This window comes from Paenibacillus sp. fava2 (genome assembly GCF_058313675.1).
Window position 1 is genome coordinate 3,960,543 of the sequence record NZ_CM177755.1, and the last position, 20,261, is coordinate 3,980,803.

The window sequence follows — 20,261 nt, forward strand, 5'->3', positions numbered from 1 at the left end:
GGTGTTGATTACCGGGGCAACTAGGGGAATTGGGCGAAGTATTGCTATAGAGTTAGGAAGGCACGGTTATCAGGTGGCTGTTAATGGTTTGCGCGGCGCGAGTATAAAGGAAGTGGTAGAGGATATTCGCCGGACAGGCGGCTCAGCGGAGGGGTTCTGTGCGAATGTAACTGATCCTGCTGGGGTCACAGCGATGATGGGTGAAGTGATCAGTAAGATGGGGTCTCTGGAGATTTTAATTGCTAACGCTGGGATCGTTAAAGACCGCAAATGCAGGTTCATGACGGATCAGGAATGGCAGGCCGTTTTGGACGTTCATTTGAATGGGGCATTTTACTGCATTCAGCGAGCTCTCCCCCATTTAAGTCAGCACGGAGGCGATATTGTGTTGATGACCTCAACTGCGGGGCTCACTGGATCGGTGGGGCAGGTCAATTATAGCGCTGCCAAAGCTGGTCTTCTTGGAATGTTGTGGACACTTGCCGATGAATTGAAACCTAAACTGATTAGGGTCAATGGTATTGCTCCCGCTGCTCTAACTGACATGACGCGTCTGGTTATCCAATATTTAAAAGAAAAATATGCCAACCGTAATGAGCCTCTCCCAGATTTATGGAACTTGGGAGAAGCCGAAGATGTAGCTCGGTTCGTTCGTGTACTTCTTAAACAAGAAAACCCTGAGCTGACGGGTAAAGTATTTGGCATTAACGGAAAGCAGATTACACATTGGCATAAACCACAACCCTCTGTTCCTATTACTTCCAATCTGGAAGATTTTTTTGAATAATGGTAATAACGGAAGGAGCATAGACAGATGCTTGTTTTTGATCAAGTCGATTATCATTACCAGCGGGGGCATCGTGTTCTACGCAAACTAAGCCTCGAAATTGAGCAAGGAGAGTTTATTTCCATCATTGGAGGGAACGGAAGCGGAAAGTCCACGCTCGCCAAGTTAATGAACGGGGTGCTGCAGCCAAGAGAAGGCCAGGTAGAGCTAGATCATTTGAATACTCAGAAACGTGAAGATCTCTGGAGAATTCGCGAGAGGGTCGGGATGGTTTTTCAAAATCCTGATGATCAATTCATCACGACATCTGTTCTGGATGAAGTCGTCTTTGGGTTGGAGAATTTGCGTATACCTAGAGATGAAATGGTCTTTCGGGTGAACAAGGCTCTGAAAGCTGTTCATATGGATGATTATGTGGAAGCGATGCCGCATCAGTTGTCCGGCGGTCAGAAACAGCGTGTTGCGCTCGCGGTCGTTGTGGCGATGGAACCTTCTATTCTGATTATGGATGAAGCAACCTCTATGCTCGATCCGCAGGGGAGAAGAGACATCCTTGATCTTATGCACACTTTGCACCGGCAAGGCATGACCATCATTCATATCACACACCATATAGAAGAGATTTTGTCATCGGATCGCGTTCTGCTTCTAAGAAATGGAGAAATAGCTTTCGACGGAACGCCATCTGCTTTGTTCTGTAACATATCCGTTGCTGAGCATCAGCTTGCTCTTCCTTTTGCGGTAAGACTGCATCAAGCACTTGGTTTAAAAGTGCCTTTGTGTGCAGATTGGAAGGAGACGATTACTAGCTTATGGTTTATGAGTTAAATGAGGTTAGTGTCAGGATAAACGATGAAGAAATTTTGCAATCGATAAGCTGTACCCTTCATGAGGGGAGATGGATTTCAATCATTGGACAAGCTGGAGCCGGAAAGTCCACTTTCGCTAAAGTGATTAAAGGGCTGATTCCGTTATCTATAGGCGAATATACGCATAATCGGCAACCCTTGCCGAAGGACAGGAAAGGAAATATGAAGGTCATTCCGCATATCGGTTATGTGTTTCAGTTTCCGGAGCACCAGATCTTTGAAACAACAGTTTATAAAGAACTCGCCTTTGCGCCCCAAATGAAGGGAGAATCGCCTGAAAAGGTGGAGGAAATTATCAAGATAGTTATGGAGCAGATAGGTCTCTCAGATGATCTTCTTGATAAGAACCCGTTCCAGCTGAGCGGGGGGCTTAAGCGCTTGGTCGCTATCGCTTCAGTGCTGACCGCGGAGCCCGATTTGCTTATTCTAGATGAGCCGACTGCGGGACTTGATTCTATAAGCAAAACAGCGCTGCTAAAGCAGCTCAAAGCATGGCAGGGGGAGAAGAACCGGACTGTGCTATTTATCTCTCATCAGTTAGAGGATGTTGCTGAATATTCGGATGAGGTAATGATCTTCAAAAAGGGACATTTACTGGTCCATTTAGAAGTGAACGAGCTGTTTCTGAAGCATATAGCGTTCCTTGAACAAGCCGGATTACCTTTGCCGGAGCCTATTGAGCTCTTAAGATTGATTGAGGCGATTTCCGGACGGATTCTTGAGCCTGCGAGCTGCAAGGAAGAAGATATTATGCGACTGGTGAGGTCTGTCTGGCAGTCAAGAGGTCTCCAAAATGAATGATAATATTAAGTGGGGGCAGTATGTAAATTCAGACTCTATTGTCCATCAGCTTGATCCCCGAACCAAGCTACTGAGCGTTCTTGCCTTCACGCTTTGCTGTTTTACACTCAAAACGTTTGGTGAATATGTTGCAGCAACTGTCGTAGTGGGAGGACAATTGCTGGTGTCGAATGTTCCAGTTCGAAAATTCTTTAGAGGAATAAAGCCAATTCTTCTGATTTTGTCTTTTACAGTTGTTTACCATTTCTTATTTGCCCCAAAAGGTGTAGAAGGCGGAGTCTTTGTAGTCTGGCGTATTCTGTTGCTTGTTTTACTTTCTTCAGTCCTAACACTGACAACAAAACCGCTGGATCTTGCAAAAGGTCTGGAACAACTGTTTAGACCGCTATCTAGATGGGGAGTTCCGGTAGAAGCTTTTGCACTGATGCTTGTCATTGCAATTCGCTTCATCCCAACTATTACCCAAGAACTGGATCGCATTATTCTGGCACAAAAATCCAGGGGCTATGAAATCAAGTCTGCTAAAGGTCATAAGCAGGTATTAGCTTATTTATTGTTAATTGTTCCGCTACTCATAACGACAATTCAGCGGGCGGAACAACTGGCGATGACGATTGATTCAAGGGCATATGGGAGCGGAAAAGGCCGGACTTCATATAGGGTGCTGAAATTTTCGCAAATTGATTTTGTAGCTGGCGGATTTATTATTGCATTTTTTCTACTAGTCCTTTACCTATAACATAGTTATTGAACTTGTTTGCCTTATCGGAGGTTTACCTATGAATTGGAATACCAGAATAACTGAGTTGCTTAAAATCCAATATCCAATACTTCAAGGTGGCCTTGCTTATTTGGCTTACGCCGATCTTGCTGCTGCGGTTTCTAATGCAGGCGGTTTTGGTCAAATTACAGCGATGAGCCTTCCAGATGCAACAGCTTTGAGAAGGGAATTGATTTGTGTGCGAGCTTTAACTGATAAACCTTTTGGCGTAAACTTTTCCATTAGCATGCATCGAAATGACCATATACAGATGGTTCAGGTCGCAATAGAAGAGGAAATACCTGCAGTTACGATTACAGGTGGTAATCCAACACCTATCTTAAAGCTCCTGAACTCCACATCGATTCATACCCTGGTGCTGGTCTCGTCAAGGAAACAAGCACAGAAGGCAGAACAGCTCGGTGCCTCTGCGGTCATTTGTTGTCGGAAATGAGGGAGGGGGACACATAGGCCGTGACGAGATAGGAACTGTTGTGCTTGTTCCAGAAATAGTCGATGCGGTTGGAATACCTGTCATCGCTTCAGGAGGAATCGGTGATGGTCGCGGCTGGATGGCTGCCCACGCTCTCGGTGCTGAAGGGATACAGATGGGAACACGGTTTATCGCTACACAGGAGTGTAGGAATGCTTCAATCGTCTATAAGAAAGCGCTACTGGAGGCGAGAAGCACAGATACCGTTTTGCTCAAGCGCTCAATAAACCAACCTGCTAGAGCGCTCTTAAGTCCCTTGACTGAGAAGATTTTGAAAAGCGAGCTTGCCACGCCGGGAAATGAAGCACTTAAAAACGATATCAGCGGAAAAGCCAATAAACGCCTGATATATGATGGCTCCATGGAAGAAGGATTCGGATGGGCAGGACAAGTCGCCGGATTGATTAAAGATATTCCAACCGTCTCTGACTTAATCAAACGGATGGTTCAAGAGGCGGAGAGTATAAGATGCAAATGGGAATTCGGAGATAAAATATAATGGAAGTTGACAAGAATATGAATCCTTAATTTATCTTACCAACATGAGAATTTTGTCAGTAGAGAGGATGTTTTTTTATTTATGACCTTACGGGCTGCCGGTGGTAACTCTCAATCATATGCTTTGGGTACATGAGCTTTAGATTCTCCGATGGATAATTAAAGAAGATAGCAAGCGATTTTAATATTATCTGGCCCAACAAAACAGTGATGAGCAGAAAGTAAGTAGATGTAAACGTAACGAAGTAAAAACTAACGCGGTCTTTACAATAACTTTTGAATATTTGCTGACGTTTACCTAACCGGAAACGTTTGTTCAGTAATACCAAGAAAAAGCAGCTGATCAATGTGATTGGCTGCTTTTGTTATAGTACGCCCAGCATGGGCATCATCTCTAGGGTGAAAGTCCCGAACGGGGGGCTGGCAAGCGTCTACCGTTAGCCCAGGGCACGGGTGTCCACCGCGAATATATATGTGTAGGAGGACAAGAACATAGTCCCATAACAGCCCGCGCCAAGCGCGGGTTTTTTTATTTAAGGGACCAAGTTCTTGTCCTTTTCGCAGGACAAGAACTTGGTCCCTTTGCCGAAAATGGACAAGAACTTGATACTATTGCCGATTTGATAAATATCAAATAACACATGTGTCAAAAGAAAATAAAGTTCTAGACTGAAGATACTTCATTAATCTCCAACGGGAAACGTTAGTTGAACAGAAACACACTAATCTAAGATCTTATTTGTCAAGTCTTGTTCTGACGCTGCTTTAAAATTCCGTAAATCACAAAAACTCTAATCGGCAACCTTTAGTTAAGTGTAGCCTTACTTTCTTAAAACACTTCCTCCGAAAAGAAAGCGTTTTTCCCATTGAGTGCCCTCTATCGTATCGATTCGAACTCCACCCGATTTTTTAGAGTAGGTTTGTAGGATTTTTCCGTTTCCCAGATAGATTCCATTATGAGTAATTCGTGCTGTATTTCTATTAATTCCTTGATAATCTGAAGCTTTATTTCCACGGTAAGACATAAAGAACATAATATCTCCAGGCTTTAGGCTTTTCCAATTTGTTGTATAAGACCCTTTTCTCTTGATGTAGGCACCTTGAGTTCTCGAATTAGAGGGTAAAGTGATTCCTGCCCCTTCAAGATAGGCTTGTCTAACGAAATCAGAGCAATCAAAGGTTCTAGTATTATTTCTACTGGACCCAAATTCATACGGGGTACCTAAGTATGTCATTCCTTTGGCGATGATACTATTCCTTACAGTACTTATAGACTCTTGCGAAGTATAACTAGCTGCGGATGACGTCGTCGATTGCACACCGAATATACTGATTGCCAGAGAGGTAGAAAGCAATAAAATGGCAAAACTCTTCTTCATGGTAGACTTCCCTTCGTTTGTTTTTTGTGAAACTGACGTCATCCTATCACAGGATTCAAAGACTTGTTTAGGCGTAATATTTGGAATGTTAATTAAGATGTTTTCCCACAAAAAGCACATACTTAACACATAAATGATAGTTAAAATTAAAAACACTTAGAGAAATGGCATGTACATATAGCTATATTTTTAGGGAAGTCTTAACAAATAAACTTCATGGAGATGAACAATATGAGAAAAAAGTGGATGAATGTCCTCACCGTAGCCATTTTAAGTGTTAGCATTACTGCCTGTGGATCGGCGCAAAAGAATAATTCAGATCCGACTCCGTCTGCAACTACTGCAACAAATGCTGAACCTACTACTGGTACCTCGAATTCCCAAAATAGCTCACCAGTGATTTTATATACTGCTGATGAAGGTGGTAGTATTACAAAAATTGATGCAACCACATACAAAGTCATTAAGTCGATCGATATTGACGGCTCGGTTCATAACGTACAAATTTCACCCGATGGGAAAACGGTAGGAGTTACAGTGGTTCCTACTATGGGGGAGATGGAAGAGGGAGCAGAAAACGAGCAAAGTGAACATGAGATGAATGGGTATGCTTATTTTTATAGCACGTCATCAGACGAACTGATCCAAAAAGTTGAGGTCGGGGCTCATCGGCACATATTGTATTCACAAATGATGGGAAGTATGTATTGGTTACGAATAATGAAGGAAACGATGTATCTGTAATTGACGCCAAGTCCTTAAAAACAGTAAATTCTATTCCAACCGGAACGGGACCACATGGATTTAGAATATCCGCAGACAGCAAATATGCCTATATAGCAAATATGGCTGAAGACACGGTAAGCGTGTTGGACTTGGATGCTATGAATGAAAAACAAAAAATCAGTGTAGGTAACACACCTGTAACTACGGGAATCACGACTGATGGAAAAATCCTTGTCGTTCCATTAAACACAGAAAATGCAGCCGCTGTAGTAGATTTGGTTTCTTCTACCATTACAAAAGTGCCTGTCGGTAATGGCCCTGCTCAGGTATATATCTCTGCTGATAATAAATATGCCGTAATAGCGAACCAAGGTACAGAAAAAAATCCGTCAAATAGCATTTCAAAAATTGATCTCGGGACAAAACAAGTAACAGCAACGACTGAGACAGGCACAGGGGCGCATGGTGTAGTCATCAGCCCGGATGGCAGCAAGATCTTTGTAACGAATATGTTCGATAACACCGTAACAGTGATCGATAATGAAACAAATCAAGTGATTACAACAATCAACGTAGGCGTAACTCCGAATGGTATCAGTATTACTCCATAACTAGGCTTAAGGAGGAAATGATTTGAGAGTAATCTTATTCGAAGTTGCAGGACTTTCGATTAGATCCTATGGCGTAATAGTAGGGTTGGCAGTGCTACTTGCAATAGGTGTTGCATATTATTTAGCTCGAGGGACCAACTATCAAAAACATATATTGAATCTAGTCTTCTACGTAATATTTAGTGCAATAATCGGCGCAAGAATATGGCATGTATTCTTTTTTCAGTGGGGTTATTATTCAAAACATTTGGGGGAAATATTCGCGATTTGGAATGGTGGCATTTCAATCCAGGGAGCGTTAATAGGTGGTTTTATTGCGGCAGCTTATTATGCGCGGAAAGAGAAGATTTCTTTTTGGGGACTTGCGGATATTCTAGCGCCGGCAATCATATTTGGACAAGCTGTCGGCCGAATTGCCTGCTTTTTAAATGGAGATGCATTTGGGGCCCCGACCGGGACTGGCTTCGGAATTGTTTATCCAGAAGGGACTATAGCTTTCGAGCGCTATGGTTCAGTTCCGTTATGGCCTGCTGAAATATGGGAAGGTCAGCTTGACTTAATCGTCTTTGGTATTCTTCTAGTCTTGAAGAATATAAAGTTGCCTAAAGGTGGACAATTTTTAAGTTATAATATTATGTATGCCCTGGTCCGGTTTTCTATGGAATTTCTGCGTGGAGATTCACCGCGTTATGCGTTAGGCTGGACAGCAGGTCAGTGGACGAGTATGAGTATTCTTGTTATTTCTCTGTCTGTGTTCCTTTATTTCTTCACAAGGAACCAGGTGAAAGAGACAGTACATAGGGTGTAAGGTGCATGAGTGGAAGAGAACATCCTTTGTGCTTATCGCATAGCTATTTTGGATCTACCATATAGGTAGTGTTGATATCATTGATATAGCTCCGCAAGTAACTAGTAGTCATTTGCCTGGGGTGAATGGATTAAAACCGGCTCTGCCGTGTTCTTCTGTTATGACGGAGTACAGTTGTATCTGCCACCATGGGAACGTCATGGTGGCTTTTTTTTATATAAGGCCAACTCTTCATATTACCACTTTAAAACTGTCTGGTAACTATCTTATGTGAACATTGAACCCGACCCTCAAAGATTAATGATTTGTATGGTTCGTATTCTGAATCGTTTTTTGTAAACCTAGCGGCTTCGCTTGTTCAGGATCGTTATGATTTGCAACGGTGACATATACCATAAGGACTGTTGAAATGAAGAGGAACATGAATAGCGGTGAACTCAAGACCTTAAAAGTACCTTCGATTACGTTCTCGCTAGATAAGCGCTGCAACAATAAAGTGTGGGCAAATTGCAAGAATCCGGATACGACCATAAAAAAGAATAGAACATCTTTCCATTCTGATTGAGGAAACATTTGTATCAGCATAACCCCCATTAATCCGGCCATCATCCCAGACGATGCTCCGTTTAAGAACGCCCCCAAACCCATCAGTCCTCCTATTATGCTTCCAGAAAAGATCCCTAGAAGGACACCTAACACCAAAGATTGAACAGGGCCGGCAATATAGAGGCCGCTCAAAGTACCGCCTCCAAAACCAACAATCATCCCGACTACCATAGGCGAAACCATTCGAATCGATTCTGTAACTGTCGCCATAAATCGCAGGATAATGACAAAAGACCAGACCAAAATGAAGATATAAAAAACAACTGCAAGTCCTAAGGATGACACTTTAATCCCTCCTTTTAATGTGAGTTTGGTTGAATAAGCTACTTGTAAAGCGTGTCCTCTACCTACAAACAGTGATATGAGAAAGGATTAAAATGTATTCTCCATTAAAAGCCCATAAATGCTACATAAATTCCACAAGGATCTCTTGTACCATGGAGTTACAGGAGGCGAAAAGAAAAATGAATGCGAAATTATTAACTGGCTTGGGTGCTTTTATATTGACGTTGGGAATCGGTTCCGCAGTATACGCTACAGGAGTTGATTCCGAGATCTCCAAAGGGGATGTTTCTTCCAAGCAAGAGGTAGCTCAGCAGGAGACGTATTTTCACCATATGGCGAACATGAACGATACAATGAACGATGAAGTTATGACGGATATGATGAGCAATACCGATATGTCTGAAATGATGAAGCAGCCAGGCATGGACGAAATGATGAATGGACTTGATATGGAAAAAATGATGGAAGATAAAGACATGAGTGAAATGATGAAAAAACCGGATATGGTGGACATGATGGAAGGTACCACAATGGATGAGATGATGCGGGATTCCAATATGGATGAAATGATGCAAAGAAACCATAGGACAGATATCCCTGGGCAGAGCGTAAGTATTTAATAGACTATATGATTAAAGTTTAAGGAGGTTATTTCATGAGCTGTTGCGGAAACCATAACCAGCATGACAGTCATAACAATCATCATAAAAAAGGCCCAGCCCATCGTCTGATGATGATGTGTTGTATACTTCCGATCGTGCTGTTCGTTATTTTAATCATTGCTAATAATGTAAGTGGTTCAACAAGTAATATGCTTGCCTATAGTGTATTGTTGTTATGCCCGCTTTCACATCTCGTACTTATGCCTTTAATGATGCGAAACAAAAAACACTAATTGTACTGCATCAAGTGAGATTTTACCGATTTATTCTGATCAATAACTGTCAGTCTGAGAGATCGCGCACTCCTAAGTTGGGGTGGCGGTCTCCTTTTTTAACTAGCCTTATTAGAGCTATCTTCATGTGAATAACAAAGGTGGAGGAACGAAATGAAGTTATCCAGCAAACTGATTCTATATATAAGCCTTTTCATTTTAATACTCATCGTTTCCTTCAGTACTTATGCCATCGCGAATATGAATGCCCAGGTTACCCACCTCGCAGAACAAAAGATGGTGTCTAACACAAAGTTAGCGACTGCACTGCTAGATGTTAAATTTCCCGGAGAATGGACGCTGAAGGATGGGAAGTTGTTTAAAGGCGAGGTCTCTATAGAGGGAAATCATGACGTTGCTTTGTTCGTTGGAGCATTAACTGGTGATGACATTGTAATTTTTAAAGGCGAGAAGGGTGTAGCTGCATCGTCTAAGGGTAGCCATAATATGAACATCACAGAAATAATACTTGAGTCGAACGTAAAATCCATCGTCTTAGGTGGAAAGTCGTATGTAGGTGAAGCGCATGATGGAACTGAAATGGCGGTTTATGAACCCATTAGATCCTCAGACGGAACTGTAATTGGGGCGTTCCATATTAGTATGGGCAAGGAAATGTATAATCAGGCAATTAGTCGTTTTAAAGTAAAAATGATTGTATTTACGATGATCGGACTCCTTATCGCTTTATTCCTCACCGCTCTTTTCACAAGAAAATTAACCGCACCCTTAAGACAAGTCACTATCATGGCGGAACGAGTTGCAAATGGCGATCTTAGTATCACAGATATCCCCGTCACTTCTAAGGATGAGTTGGGTATCCTTTCGAGAGCATTTAATCTAATGACTCATAACTTACATACACTAGTGTCTAAGGCTCAGCAGGCCGCGGATGAGGTACATAAAGTTTCTGGTGTTGTTCAAATACATATCAATGGCGTAGGAGATTCATCACTTGAGATCGATCGTACCTTGCAATCCATACTCCAAGGTGCATCCAAACAGGTTGAGGGCATGAATCAAAGTATGGAGGCCGTTGAACATATCCAAATTAGCATACAAGAAATCGTCCAAAGGTCATCACAAGTCGCCAGTGCATCGGAAAATATGGTTGTGCATGCGGATCAAGGTAACGATTGGCTTCTAAGCATCATTTCTGTAATCAACCATTTGAACGCATCCATCACACATGTAGCTAGTAAAATACAACAATTATCGGATAGCTCAGGCAGTATCGGGAACATTGCGACCGTTATTACCGATTTATCCTCACAGACCCATTTGCTGTCGTTGAATGCTTCCATTGAGGCTGCGCGTGCAGGAGAAGCTGGGAGAGGATTTTCTGTGGTTGCAGATGAAGTGAAAAAACTAGCTGAGCAGTCTGAAAACTCAGCCCAAGCAATAAGAATACTCATTGAAAAGGTTCAACATATCACCAGTGAAGCAGCCGAAGGGATGAACACAAGTTTAGCTCAATTAACAGCGGGGAACCAGCACCTAATCTCTGCAGGGAAATCCTTCGAACAGATCATTATCTCCTCTCAACATGTAGCTTCTCAGAATCAAAATGTATATCAAGCAACAAGACAAATGTCAACAGGTTCTCACTACATTTCTGATTCTGTTGCGGATGTGACTACGATTGCCGAACACACTTCTTCTCGTATTCAAGATGTGGTCCAAACTTCGGATATGCAAAGTCAAATGGTTAACCAGATATCAGGGGCTCTTGAAAACATGTCCCAATCGGTTGACCAATTGCTAAAGTCTATCCGTATCTTCAAACTGTAGCATCATGTACGGCCAATCACTAGACTTACCTTAATGATATATAGAACAAGCCCGTTGATATATACCACGGGCTTGACAGTCTTTATTTGATGGTGCCGTTCAGGAAGTCAAATTCCTATCCCATTAGAAAGACGATCAAGCGAAGCTTATCAATATGAGGCACACTATAATTATCTCAGCTAAAAGCCAATTATCATTTACATGATATCAAGGGTTTCCGTAGACCGTGACTTCGTCTATCGTGATCAAACTGAGGATCATTGTGGGCTGTAATTAACCGCAGTTTCTGCAAAAATTACAAAAGGCAGAGGTTATATACAGGTGCATAAACAAAGAGGTTAAATGAACCTCCTAAAAAAGGAGATGAAGTACTTCCTAATCCCCTGTTTACATACGGTAGGGGGGTATGGTATATTGATGGTGAGAGGTGAGGCACATGGAACAATCAGTGGAACAGACTGCATCTCATGGACATCATCGAAAAAGTCATCATTCTGATCAAACGAAGGCCAATCTAATGACCCGGTTAAACCGGATTGAGGGTCAAATTCGTGGGGTTAAAGGGATGATAGAAAAAGATACCTATTGCGATGACGTTCTAAATCAAATTGCGGCGATTCAGTCGGCTCTCAATAGCGTAGGGAAGATGGTTCTGGAAGGTCATATGAAAAGCTGCGTGATTGAACGAATCCAATCCGGCGAACATGAAGTGATTGATGAGATTCTGGTTACCATGAATAAATTAATGAAATAAACAAACGATATGGAGGAATGAAAGATGAAGAACGAAACATTACATGTAGAAGGAATGTCTTGCGGACATTGTGTAAAAAGTGTTGAAGGAGCCGTTAAAAACATTGGGGCTGATGCAAAAGTGAACCTGGAGAAAAAAACAGTTGAAGTCGTTTTTGATGAATCTAGTGTAACCTTGGAAGCCATAAAGAATACCATCGAAGAGCAAGGTTACGATGTCGTCTAAGTCCGTAAGTAGCCATCGCAAAGATGGCCCCTTTTTTCAATTTAATGTACCCCCTGGGGGTATATAAGTGAGGGATAGATAATGAGTTCTACGATATCCAAAAGCGAGGAACAGACAACCTTACAGATCACAGGAATGACCTGTGCTGCTTGTGCCAACCGGATCGAGAAAGGATTAAAAAAAATGGATGGAGTGACGGAGGCAAATGTGAATTTCGCCTTGGAACGGGCGACTGTGACATTTGACCCCAAACGTGCAACCATTCCCCAAATGCAAGAACAGATTGAACATTTAGGCTACGGCACTGTAAGGCAAACCACGGATTTCCAAATCACTGGGATGACCTGCGCCGCTTGCGCCAATCGCATTGAAAAGGGATTAAATAAATTGCCCGGTGTTGTAACGGCGAATGTTAATCTTGCCCTTGAAACGGCCCGGGTCGAGTATGACCCAGCGACGGTTACTTTGGAAGACATGCAAAAAAAGGTGGAGCAGCTCGGGTATAAGGCCATGCCGAAGGAAGGGCAGCAGGACGCCTCAGCACATAAACAAAAAGAAATCTCTAAACAAAAAAGACGGTTTATCATTTCCGCCATTCTCTCTTTACCGTTACTATGGTCCATGATCAGCCACTTCTCTTTCTTGTCTTGGATTTGGATGCCTATGATTTTCATGGACCCCTGGTTCCAACTGATTTTGGCTACACCAGTTCAATTTTATATCGGTGGCCATTTTTATGTTGGTGCGTATAAAGCGCTACGTAATAAAAGTGCCAATATGGACGTTCTGGTAGCCCTCGGGACTTCGGCAGCATACTTCTATAGCCTATATTTGACGCTCGAATGGGTTCAAGCCGGTGCGGGGGCTCATGGACCGGAAATGTACTATGAGACCAGCTCTATCTTGATTACACTGGTCATCCTCGGGAAATTGTTCGAGGCTCTTGCCAAAGGAAGAACGTCTGAAGCGATTAAAACACTGATGGGTCTCCAAGCCAAGACGGCATTGGTGGTTCGTGATGGGCAGGAAATGACCATCCCTGTCGAAGAAGTCGTGGCTGGCGACATCGTAATCGTAAAACCAGGGGAGAAAATCCCGGTTGACGGCGAGGTAGTGGAGGGGTCTTCTTCGGTAGATGAGGCTATGTTAACCGGAGAAAGCCTGCCGGTTGAGAAAAGGACGGGAGATCCTGTCATTGGTGCAACGATTAACAAGAACGGGGTACTTCGAATTCAAGCGACCAAAGTCGGAAAAGAAACGGCCCTGGCTCAAATTATTAAAGTCGTTGAAGAGGCCCAAGGTTCCAAAGCTCCTATTCAACGAGTAGCAGATGCCATTTCAGGTATTTTTGTTCCTATCGTCGTGGCGATTTCGGTTCTTGCGTTTATCGCTTGGTTTGTTTGGATTACACCAGGAGAGTTTGCCAACGCACTGGAGATTGCGATTGCGATACTCGTCATTGCTTGTCCTTGTGCCCTGGGACTTGCAACACCGACTTCCATCATGGCGGGTTCAGGAAGAGCCGCAGAGTCGGGAATTCTGTTTAAAGGCGGTGAACACCTTGAAGCAACCCACCGCATTAATACCATCATCTTGGATAAAACCGGAACGGTGACAAAAGGCAAACCGGAACTGACCGACGTCGTGGTTTCCGGCTGGATGGAAACAGATCTGATGGCCCTTGTCGGCGCGGCAGAGAAGAACTCCGAGCATCCTCTGGCTGAAGCTATAGTTGCTGGGATTATCGCTAAGGGTATCCAATTGCCGAGAACGGACACTTTTGAAGCGATACCTGGGCATGGTATTAAGGCAAATGTGATGGGCAATGAAGTTCTCGTGGGTACGAGAAAACTCATGGCTCAGTTTCAAGTGTCCATCAATCATGCGCAAGATCAGATGGACCAACTGGAGCAGGCAGGCAAAACAGCCATGCTGATTGCCGTAGATCAGCAGTATGCCGGTATAGTAGCGGTTGCAGATACCATTAAGGAAACCTCAGCACAGGCTGTTAAACGGCTTGAGGACATGGGGATCGAGGTTATTATGATTACGGGTGATAACCAGCGAACAGCTGAAGCAATTGCCAAGCAGGTTGGAATTACGCGTGTATTGGCTGAAGTTCTCCCCGAAGGCAAAGCAGATGAAGTAAAGAAATTGCAGGCTCAAGGGAAAAAAGTTGCAATGGTCGGAGACGGCATCAACGATGCTCCCGCACTTGCCATGGCGGATATTGGAATGGCGATGGGAACAGGAACCGATGTAGCGATGGAAGCTGCTGATGTAACTCTCATGCGAGGAGATCTCAATAGTATTCCGGATGCGATCTATATGAGTCAAAAAACGATGGGGAATATTCGGCAAAACCTGTTCTGGGCGCTTGCGTATAATTCTATCGGTATCCCGATAGCGGCGATTGGTTTGCTTGCACCTTGGGTTGCTGGAGCAGCTATGGCATTAAGTTCGGTTTCTGTGGTTCTAAATGCGCTACGGTTGCAGCGTGTTAAACTTAAGCCTTGATGTCCTATAGGGATGAAGAGATGCATATAGTATGTCCGTAAACAGAGGCATGCCGTTTCGGCGCACTCCAGTATCTCAATGATCAAGATGCTAAACGATTGTGCAACTTCTGCCGCGAATGTGCAGAAGCTTGCCGACAGATGGCAAGAGCGTAACGAGTGAATGAAACATCGAGCAGGAGTATCTCGAATTCAAGAGATACCCTGCTTTTTTAGGTTACGTGTATTAGTGTGCATCGGATTTTATTTAAGCAGTTGGAGGGGGTTTTCTCCCTTATGAGCAAAATCACACACAAAACTCAAATAAAGAACACGAATCTAACATATTAATCTCTTAAAATAAAGTCAATCAAAGATTACACATTTAAGAATTCAGAGGAGGAATAAAGCAATGGCATGGTCATGGAATCGGGTATATATAGTGCCGTTAAGTATAGGATCGGTTTTGTTTGGGGAAAAGACAGTGAATAAAGTAATCTCTAAACAAATAGAAACGGATTGGACCATTCACGCAGACTATTTCGAGGCAGCGGTACAGAATGAACAATTAAAACGAGAACTTTCCAGCTTACGCTAAGTTTTTATAAAATGATCCTTATGAAAAAAAGGAACTGATCCCATCAGTTCTTTTTTGCTTTAACAAGTACAGATGTTCGAAATGGCGTCGAGCGCTTCAACCGATTTTCCGTATTTGCACATGGCGTTACAGTCGTTTCGTAAATCCGAAAAACGAATGTATGAGATAGGGCCGCACTGCGTTCGTTGCAAGGAAGGACGAAGCAGTTGTGCACGCACTTCTTTTTCCCGTTTATCCGGGCAAATCAGATACAGCCTGGACGTTGCATTTCCTACGGATAATGATAAGTCATGCAGCCTGAGAATGCCGGAGTAGATGGAGGTGCTCTTTTCAACTTCAAATCCCGATACAATCTCATTATGTTCATTGAGCCAAAGAACATCGATAAAAGCGATTGTATCCGCAATAGATTTGGGGAGATCCATGGCTGGAAATACAGAAAGAGAATACCGCCCTAGAGTCTCGTCCTGCCATTGTCTCTGATGATCGTTCTGGGCGATCCAGACATTATAGCCAAAGGACTGACCCAGTCTCGCCAAATACAGCTGCATTTCGGAATGTTCACTTTCTTCGTTAGTATCATTCAGCACCTCCAGATGTCGCTTATACCGCCCCTTCTCGCGTTTCTTTTCCTCTTCTTGAAGAAAAGCCTCCGCATTCCCGCTAACAATCAAGCGTCCGGTGCCTATTTCAAACAGCAAGCCGGAAATGGCGCCCAGGTCCTTGGATAAGGATGAGCGGTAGGCAGTGTTGATATCCAGCAATGTCTCACGCATCTCCAAGTAAGCCGGCCAGGAGCCGAGCTTTATTTTACGATCCAGCAGGGAGTTAAACCCATTCACGATAGCTGTATTGAATGGGGGGAAAAGCGTAGGATGCAAAAAATACATAATATTAGCTACTGCAGGACCAAGGCCTTTGATATGGTATTGATCCAGTTTTACGATCTCAGTCAACAATTGTTTTTCGTCAGAGACTTGTAACACGGCCTTCAAAAAACGGCCAAAAGCCAGCTGGTTCTCTTCATTTTCATAAATGTCGGGAATACGCAGTTTAGGTTTCCAGTAAAACGCGTGTGCAGCACCTTCAAAAACTTGTTTTTGTTCACAAATCGCCGCTAGAACATCCTCCAGTGGAGAGCCCTTAAAGTCGTTCCCAAAAACTCGTGCCTCAATCGCTTTTATAACATCGTTCACACCGGTTTTAATGGTCCGAAAAGCCTTTAACCGATCGCTGTTGTTTAAAAACCAGGTGTGGTATACCGATTCCTGATCAGTTTTATAATCCAAAATAAGCTGCTGTAACTCTCGGTTCATGTCGAAGTCGCCCCCATATTCAAATCATATCTAGGATTATAATGTTGATTTAACAGAGTTGCTGTGCGATTTGTTCGTTATAAAAACATGTTATGCCCATCAATTCTACATACTTTCCCCAAAGTCAGTTGGTATCCTTAGGCTACATCAAAGAAAACAAATAACATTAATATTAAAGGAGGTGAAAAAGGTTGAAAGCATTACGCAGCACGATTGGCTTCCTTCTCCTTGTCATCATTGTAGCAAGTTTAGGTTATATCGGTTGGTATGCCAACGATAAAGGGTTAATCTCGTGGAACAGGCAAAGTACCTCGACAACAAATTCGAATGTCCATAATCAGCATTCGGTGTCCGCTGCGCCCGAAGGAACATCCACTAACCCAGTCACCACGCTGAGGGAAAGAGTATCTGCAGCCCAGCAATCGATGAAACAAATGGCTACCAATATGATGGCGTATCCGTCAGAAGCCGTATTAAATGGGTCTTCTGTTAACGACGGTGAAACAGGAGGAAATGCCTCACAACAAGCGGTGCCTGGATCGATTCAAGTTCAAAAGGGCATCTACTCCTTATCAGAAAGTGTGTATTTATTAGCACAGCTGGAGCAAACTCTGGATAATGGAATGGGGTTTACTGAATCGTCAAACCCGACGTATGAAACGTATCAGTTCCGTTATAACCTGCTGCTACAAAGCCAAAAAACGCTTAGCGAGGTGAATACAAAGCTCAATGAAGCTAAGAATGGTATTCTCTTAAACGGAACAGGAATGATGAGTAGCCATAATATGCAGGAAACGAGTAAAGCCATCTATGATATGGCGCAGACGGTGATGGGTATAACTAGTCTGAATCAGTGGGTCGAGCGACAGATTCAACAAACCGTTTCACAAGCCCAGAATGTGTTGGCGGCAAGTACCTCCAATCAAGACAGCAGTATCTTCAATGGACTTGGAACCCCGAGTCTCATGGTCCTAATCGTGGGTATCTTTACAATTTTGTTGGTAGTCGCTCTCGTTGGCGTGATCGGCAGTATACTAACCCCCCGTCCGGAAACGGCCAGTGCCTAAAATCACCTTTAACTTAAGGAGGAAGTAAAATGATGGATATGAATATGTCCGGAGGAACGCAAGGAACGCTGAACTACACCGGAAATTATCAAGGGATGGAAATGGAAGGCGTTTCAAGTACAGGAAGCATCATTTCCGGCATTCTTGGAACGGTGACCCAACTGCTTTTAGTGGCTCTGATTCTCAGTCTGGTGGTTGGACTCGCCATTTGGGTAAAAAACAAGTACTTTAAGGAATCCTATAGTAAAGCGAAGACCGTAGTCGGTAATGATCCTATGCTTAAGACCATTTTCGTTCTTGCAACTACGCTTATTGGTGTCATAGTCGTGCTGTATCTGCTGGGCATCGTACTGAATGGCGGATTTAACGCTGGTGGAATGGGCATTGTAGGTTCTTGGAGTGTAGCAGGCATATTAACGTTATTTGTAAAACTGCTGACTATTCTGTTTGTGATCGCTTTGATTGCCTTCCTATATAACTATGTTAAGCAAAATGTAAGCCAGTCTACAATCAATGCAACGAATGGTGCGGTTCTCACAGCAGGTGTGGAACCAAAAACGAATCGGACAGATGTAACGCCGGAAGGCGAAACGAAAAAAGACTAAATGAATCGCAGGTGATCGTTTATGAAGTTTGATTTTATCCTCCATTGGCTCTGGGCGCTGGTATTCTCGGTACTGGCCCTTAGTGGAATCGCTATGGCTGGAGCCAAGTATGGCTGGTTGATGCAATATGATATCGCGATGGCGGATATCGTACACCGGATAGCGGCTATCGTGTATGTACTGCTCACTTTCATTGTGATGATGTACGAGATCATCCGCATTCTTCGCCGGGATAAAACCAAAAAGCCTTGGCTTGTGTTCGGACCATCCGGGTATGGACTGTTCACCTTCATCACAACACTCATCTTCATCATTACCGGTGCGATTATTTGGCTCTTTATGGACAGCAATCATGCAGCTACCGCGTTTTCACTTTGGATTCATGAAAAACTCACTTATCTGGCTGTAGCAAGCGTGATATGGCACATTTACATGAAAACCCATGCGCTAACATGGCCTAAAAAAAGGGCTGCAAAACCTAAATAATGATTGCTCAAGGGAGAGAGGGCCTTTATCATGTGGATGCAAAAAAAGTGGTTCAAGCTATTCATCTGGTTTGTAACCACCTCGTTCTTCTTCGCTCTTGCCGCCATACTCATTTCCATGTTCAGGTTTGGACCAACAGAACAAGAGGTGATGCAGTTTATGATGGGCATGATGAAGGCCATGGATTCCTCTCTGATGGGGCTGTCGATGCAAGTGAAAGAGGACACAAACATACACAGTCTAATGAACCAGAGCATCGCTTTTGCCTTTCCGTTATTGTCTATAAGTATAGCGGCTGGAGTGTACGTACGGTGCAGAAGAAAGGTGTAAAACCATGTTTAAAAAGCAGAAAATGCCGTTCTGGCAACTCACCGCCGTTTTTGCTGTCATTTCGGTGCTCGTGGTTGCCCTATCCTGGGGAAACCGCACGGAGAATGCAGCTCAAATGGACACATCTATGGCCGATATGATGAAGAGCGAAAGTTTATCCAACGCTACGATCCCTGATCTGTTTACATACGAAGGGATTGCAGCAGGCGCGGGGAATGGGTACAGCCAGCATGAGGGCCACCATGATCAACAGGGAAAACTGTATACCATCCATATCGTTACCACTGCGTTGCTTCTTCTAACAATGCCAATGATTATTGCCGGATCAGTATTTCTAGCGATCGTATGGCCGAAGCCGTTAAACGGGAGGAAAAGGAAATGAATGTTCTAGGTTCATTTGGCAATCTGTACATGGCCGTTTTACTGATCTTGCTTTCAGCCGGGCTCATTTTTACTGTCTATGAGATGGTAAAAAAAACAGTTGGCTATATCAGCGAGAGCCGGGGGCAAAAAGGAACTACAACTTCTAGCAAATTTGGAGGAATGACAATAATGAAAAGTAGTGGTTGGTTAAAATTGGCGGTATTTTCGTTTTTCGGACTTATCATTTCTGTAGTACTGCTCAATGTAACAAATCCGACTGCAGCATCTTCTACAAATGATCAACATAGTCTGCACGTAAATGGTACTGCAAACGCGACAGGTACGATGGGGAATATGAGCGGGACGGTGAATGGAACGGTCAACGGGACGGTCAACATGGACCAGATGAATGAAGTGATGCAGCGCATGAATCAGCTTCAGCAAGATATGATGATGATGCAGCAGCAATATATGAACGGTATGCAGTCACAATCCAACATGAATATGGGGTCGTCCGGCGGTATGAGCGGTTCTGGAGGTATGATGGATGATGATATGGATATGAACATGGGCGGCAGTAGCGGAAGCAGCAGCAGCGGCGGCATGGGCATGATGTAATTTAAGCGGGAACGGAGCAGCGTTCGTCTTTATTGACCGAATGCTGCTTTTTTAAA

At 43.5% G+C, this 20,261-nt stretch carries 22 protein-coding genes and 1 pseudogene; 20 read left to right on the forward strand and 3 right to left on the reverse strand.

Features of this window, described 5'->3' with window-relative positions; translation table 11 throughout:
- Window position 1 precedes the first annotated feature (1 nt).
- The 5 genes and pseudogenes from AC4G46_RS17050 to AC4G46_RS17070 all read left to right on the forward strand — a co-directional run bounded on the left by AC4G46_RS17050 (window position 2) and on the right by AC4G46_RS17070 (window position 4,209).
- Window positions 2-787 carry an SDR family NAD(P)-dependent oxidoreductase gene (locus AC4G46_RS17050; protein WP_491128907.1) on the forward strand — a complete coding sequence of 262 codons (786 nt, stop codon included), beginning with the start codon at window positions 2-4 and terminating at the stop codon, window positions 785-787.
- Window positions 788-814: 27 nt separating this feature from the next.
- The gene (locus tag AC4G46_RS17055) at window positions 815-1,615 is read left to right on the forward strand and encodes an energy-coupling factor transporter ATPase (RefSeq protein ID WP_491123785.1); all 801 of its coding nucleotides are present in this window, start codon (window positions 815-817) and stop codon (window positions 1,613-1,615) included.
- Window positions 1,600-2,457, forward strand: a complete 858-nt coding sequence (locus AC4G46_RS17060; RefSeq protein WP_491123786.1) for an ATP-binding cassette domain-containing protein — start codon at window positions 1,600-1,602, stop codon at window positions 2,455-2,457. The genes AC4G46_RS17055 and AC4G46_RS17060 overlap by 16 nt, the downstream gene beginning before the upstream one ends.
- Complete coding sequence (locus AC4G46_RS17065) at window positions 2,450-3,196, forward strand: energy-coupling factor transporter transmembrane component T family protein (RefSeq protein ID WP_491123787.1); 747 nt, start codon at window positions 2,450-2,452, stop codon at window positions 3,194-3,196. The genes AC4G46_RS17060 and AC4G46_RS17065 overlap by 8 nt, the downstream gene beginning before the upstream one ends.
- A gap of 40 nt (window positions 3,197-3,236) precedes the next feature.
- Window positions 3,237-4,209 (forward strand): annotated as a pseudogene (locus tag AC4G46_RS17070) (NAD(P)H-dependent flavin oxidoreductase).
- Window positions 4,210-5,029: 820 nt separating this feature from the next.
- On the opposite strand, the gene AC4G46_RS17075 reads toward AC4G46_RS17070, so the two are convergent.
- Complete coding sequence (locus AC4G46_RS17075) at window positions 5,030-5,743, reverse strand: C40 family peptidase (protein ID WP_491123788.1); 714 nt, start codon at window positions 5,741-5,743, stop codon at window positions 5,030-5,032.
- 60 nt (window positions 5,744-5,803) lie between these two features.
- On the opposite strand from AC4G46_RS17075, the gene AC4G46_RS17080 reads away from it, so the two are divergent.
- From AC4G46_RS17080 to lgt, 3 genes are read left to right on the forward strand one after another with little or no spacing between them, the layout of a single operon-like run.
- The gene (locus AC4G46_RS17080) at window positions 5,804-6,331 is read left to right on the forward strand and encodes a YncE family protein (protein WP_491123789.1); all 528 of its coding nucleotides are present in this window, start codon (window positions 5,804-5,806) and stop codon (window positions 6,329-6,331) included.
- Window positions 6,295-6,924 carry a YVTN family beta-propeller repeat protein gene (locus AC4G46_RS17085; protein WP_491123790.1) on the forward strand — a complete coding sequence of 210 codons (630 nt, stop codon included), beginning with the start codon at window positions 6,295-6,297 and terminating at the stop codon, window positions 6,922-6,924. Before AC4G46_RS17080 ends, AC4G46_RS17085 begins: the two co-directional genes overlap by 37 nt.
- Before the next feature lie 22 nt (window positions 6,925-6,946).
- Window positions 6,947-7,732 carry a prolipoprotein diacylglyceryl transferase gene (lgt, locus tag AC4G46_RS17090; RefSeq protein WP_068724081.1) on the forward strand — a complete coding sequence of 262 codons (786 nt, stop codon included), beginning with the start codon at window positions 6,947-6,949 and terminating at the stop codon, window positions 7,730-7,732.
- A gap of 297 nt (window positions 7,733-8,029) precedes the next feature.
- Here the strand turns inward: lgt and AC4G46_RS17095 are convergent, their stop codons facing one another.
- Complete coding sequence (locus tag AC4G46_RS17095; protein ID WP_491123791.1) at window positions 8,030-8,623, reverse strand: hypothetical protein; 594 nt, start codon at window positions 8,621-8,623, stop codon at window positions 8,030-8,032.
- A gap of 179 nt (window positions 8,624-8,802) precedes the next feature.
- Here AC4G46_RS17095 and AC4G46_RS17100 point away from each other — a divergent pair, with 179 nt between their 5' ends.
- From AC4G46_RS17100 to AC4G46_RS17125, 6 genes are all read left to right on the forward strand, one after another.
- Window positions 8,803-9,243, forward strand: coding sequence for a DUF4175 domain-containing protein (locus AC4G46_RS17100; RefSeq protein ID WP_221801631.1), 441 nt, complete (start codon window positions 8,803-8,805; stop codon window positions 9,241-9,243).
- Between the two features lie 428 nt (window positions 9,244-9,671).
- A complete protein-coding gene (locus AC4G46_RS17105; RefSeq protein ID WP_491123792.1) occupies window positions 9,672-11,348 on the forward strand; it encodes a methyl-accepting chemotaxis protein in 1,677 nt (558 codons plus the stop codon).
- A gap of 436 nt (window positions 11,349-11,784) precedes the next feature.
- Entirely contained in the window at window positions 11,785-12,102 is a 318-nt protein-coding gene (locus AC4G46_RS17110; RefSeq protein ID WP_054940734.1) for a metal-sensitive transcriptional regulator, read from the forward strand.
- A gap of 24 nt (window positions 12,103-12,126) precedes the next feature.
- Entirely contained in the window at window positions 12,127-12,327 is a 201-nt protein-coding gene (locus tag AC4G46_RS17115; RefSeq protein WP_221801635.1) for a copper ion binding protein, read from the forward strand.
- Window positions 12,328-12,408: 81 nt separating this feature from the next.
- Window positions 12,409-14,844 carry a heavy metal translocating P-type ATPase gene (locus AC4G46_RS17120; RefSeq protein ID WP_491123793.1) on the forward strand — a complete coding sequence of 812 codons (2,436 nt, stop codon included), beginning with the start codon at window positions 12,409-12,411 and terminating at the stop codon, window positions 14,842-14,844.
- A gap of 390 nt (window positions 14,845-15,234) precedes the next feature.
- The gene (locus AC4G46_RS17125) at window positions 15,235-15,420 is read left to right on the forward strand and encodes a hypothetical protein (RefSeq protein ID WP_054940736.1); all 186 of its coding nucleotides are present in this window, start codon (window positions 15,235-15,237) and stop codon (window positions 15,418-15,420) included.
- A 59-nt stretch (window positions 15,421-15,479) separates the two neighbouring features.
- On the opposite strand, the gene AC4G46_RS17130 is transcribed toward AC4G46_RS17125, so the two are convergent.
- Window positions 15,480-16,736, reverse strand: coding sequence for a type II restriction enzyme NmeDI-related protein (locus AC4G46_RS17130; protein WP_221801640.1), 1,257 nt, complete (start codon window positions 16,734-16,736; stop codon window positions 15,480-15,482).
- A 191-nt stretch (window positions 16,737-16,927) separates the two neighbouring features.
- Here AC4G46_RS17130 and AC4G46_RS17135 point away from each other — a divergent pair, with 191 nt between their 5' ends.
- Genes AC4G46_RS17135 through AC4G46_RS17160 form a run of 6 tightly spaced genes read left to right on the forward strand, consistent with a single transcriptional unit; the run spans window position 16,928 to window position 20,205 of the window.
- Window positions 16,928-17,803, forward strand: coding sequence for a hypothetical protein (locus AC4G46_RS17135; RefSeq protein ID WP_491123794.1), 876 nt, complete (start codon window positions 16,928-16,930; stop codon window positions 17,801-17,803).
- Between the two features lie 29 nt (window positions 17,804-17,832).
- A complete protein-coding gene (locus tag AC4G46_RS17140; protein ID WP_491123795.1) occupies window positions 17,833-18,408 on the forward strand; it encodes a hypothetical protein in 576 nt (191 codons plus the stop codon).
- A gap of 21 nt (window positions 18,409-18,429) precedes the next feature.
- On the forward strand, window positions 18,430-18,894 hold the full coding sequence (locus tag AC4G46_RS17145; protein WP_068723311.1) for a cytochrome b/b6 domain-containing protein: 465 nt from the start codon (window positions 18,430-18,432) through the stop codon (window positions 18,892-18,894).
- 30 nt (window positions 18,895-18,924) lie between these two features.
- Window positions 18,925-19,224, forward strand: a complete 300-nt coding sequence (locus AC4G46_RS17150; RefSeq protein ID WP_068723309.1) for a hypothetical protein — start codon at window positions 18,925-18,927, stop codon at window positions 19,222-19,224.
- A 4-nt stretch (window positions 19,225-19,228) separates the two neighbouring features.
- Window positions 19,229-19,606 (forward strand): hypothetical protein, encoded by a 378-nt coding sequence (locus tag AC4G46_RS17155; RefSeq protein ID WP_491123796.1) that lies wholly within the window; start codon window positions 19,229-19,231, stop codon window positions 19,604-19,606.
- The gene (locus AC4G46_RS17160) at window positions 19,570-20,205 is read left to right on the forward strand and encodes a hypothetical protein (protein WP_491123797.1); all 636 of its coding nucleotides are present in this window, start codon (window positions 19,570-19,572) and stop codon (window positions 20,203-20,205) included. The genes AC4G46_RS17155 and AC4G46_RS17160 overlap by 37 nt, the downstream gene beginning before the upstream one ends.
- The last annotated feature ends 56 nt before the right edge of the window (window positions 20,206-20,261 follow it).